This is a genomic window from Streptomyces ossamyceticus (assembly GCF_001418475.1).
Classification (GTDB): domain Bacteria; phylum Actinomycetota; class Actinomycetes; order Streptomycetales; family Streptomycetaceae; genus Streptomyces; species Streptomyces ossamyceticus.
Genome location: NZ_LIQX01000389.1, coordinates 1 through 2,047 on the forward strand (window position 1 = coordinate 1; position 2,047 = coordinate 2,047).

General features: G+C 71.4%; 2 protein-coding genes. Both read right to left on the minus strand.

The genetic code is table 11. The features are described from left to right. Window positions 1–1,035, minus strand: a 1,035-nt coding sequence (locus AOK15_RS26750; protein ID WP_055520919.1) for a MarP family serine protease, incomplete at its 3' end; no start/stop codon positions are given. 119 nt (window positions 1,036–1,154) lie between these two features. After that, complete coding sequence (locus AOK15_RS26755) at window positions 1,155–1,904, minus strand: NUDIX hydrolase (protein ID WP_240508605.1); 750 nt, start codon at window positions 1,902–1,904, stop codon at window positions 1,155–1,157. Window positions 1,905–2,047 lie beyond the last annotated feature (143 nt).

Below are 2,047 nucleotides of genomic sequence, written 5' to 3' on the forward strand. Positions count from 1 at the left end.
GCCGGAGTTGCCCTGGCGGACGGTCGCGTACAGCGAGTAGACGTCGCGGCGGACCGTGCCCCGGTGGTAGATGTCGGGGCCGTTGGCCGTGATGCGACCGCGCACCCGCGCGGGGCGGACGTCGTACGCGCCGTTCTCCGGGTAGCCGGCGACGATCGCGTCGTCGCCGCTGACGGCGTCGTCGGCGGTGAACCGCAGCACCGGCGCGTTCAGGTCCGGCACGTCCAGGACGGCGATGTCGCGCTCCCAGTCGTAGAGGACGACCTTGGCGTCGTACTTGCGGCCCTCGCCCCCTATCTGGACGGTGGGTTCGTCGACTCCGCCGACCACGTGCGCGTTGGTCATCACGCGGCGCTCGTCGAAGACGAACCCGGTGCCTTCGAGGACCTTGCCGCAACTCTCGGCGGTGCCCATCACCTTGACGATGGACCGCTTGGCGCGCTGGGCGACCGGGCTGTTGGCGAGCGCGGGGTCGGGGGGCTGGACGTCGGTGATCTGTTCGTTGGCGAACGGGCTGAAGACCTGTGGGAAGCCGTTCTGCGCGAGGACCGAGGAGAAGTCCGCGAACCAGGTGTCCGCCTGGTTGGGCAGGGCCCGGGCCACGCCCTGGAGCACCTTGGAGTTGCGGACCTCCTTGCCGAGTGTGGGCAGCGTCGTGCCCGCGAGCGCGGAACCGATCAGCCAGGCGACCAGGAGCATCGCCACCACGTTGACGAGGGCGCCGCCGGTGGCGTCCAGGGCGCGGGCCGGGGACCAGGTGATGTACCGGCGCAGCTTGTTGCCGAGGTGGGTGGTGAGGGCCTGACCGACGGAGGCGCAGACGATCACGACGACCACCGCGACGACGGCGGCCGCCGTGCTGACCTCGGAATTGTCGGTCATCCAGTCCCAGATGACCGGGAGGGTGTAGACGGCGACGAGGCCGCCGCCGAGGAAACCGATCACCGACAGGATGCCGACGACGAAGCCCTGGCGGAAGCCGACGATCGCGAACCAGACGGCGGCGACCAGCAACAGGATGTCCAGCACGTTCACCGCTTCAAGCCTCGCCTCGTCACTTCGCGATCACTACAGGTCGGCCCGGAGTACGGCCCGCCGCACGGCGACCGGGGGACGGGACGCTCCCCACGAGACGCGGCACGGCAGACACCCTGTCATGAGCGCCAGTCGAGCGGGACCTGCTTCCCCCGGTCCCAGGGGCGCTCCCAGCCCGAGTAGTGCAGCAGGCGGTCGATCACACCTGCCGTGAAACCCCACACGAGTGCCGATTCGACCAGAAATGCCGGACCCCGGTGGCCGCTGGGGTGGACGGTGGTGGCGCGATGGGCGGGATCCGTGAGATCCGCCACGGGAACGGTGAAGACGCGTGCCGTCTCGTTGAGATCGACGACGCGGACCGGGCTCGGCTCGCGCCACCAGCCCAGCACGGGCGTCACGACGAAGCCGCTCACCGGGATGTACAGCTTCGGCAGCACGCCGAAGAGCTGGACGCCCCTCGGGTCGAGGCCGGTCTCCTCCTCGGCCTCGCGGAGCGCGGCCCGCAGCGGGCCGTCGGTCTGCGGGTCGCCGTCCTCGGGGTCGAGGGCGCCGCCCGGGAAGGACGGCTGCCCCGCGTGCGATCTGAGGGAACCGGCGCGCTCCATCAGCAGCAGCTCGGGGCCGCGGTCGCCCTCGCCGAACAGGATGAGGACCGCCGACTGCCGACCCGAGCCGTTCTCCGGCGGCAGGAAGCGGCTCAGTTGGAGCGGCTGGACGGTCTCGACGGCGCGGACGACCGGGTCCAGCCATGAGGGCAGGCCGGTTCTGTCGAGGCGCGGCTGCGGCACGCGGTGCCCGGACGCCGCGTGGCGCCCCGGATCCGTGTCCGTGTGCATACCGCCGTCCGTCCGGCTCGCGCGTGTCATAGCCACCCCCGTCGTTCTTCCCGTGCCAACGCCCGGAGGCCGACCGATCGTTCCGCTGCGGGCGAGAGTCCCTCGTGTGGGTGGCTCGGGCGCCCCGCGCGGTGACCGGCCCTTCCGGGTGGGCCGGGTGCTGTCTCTTATAC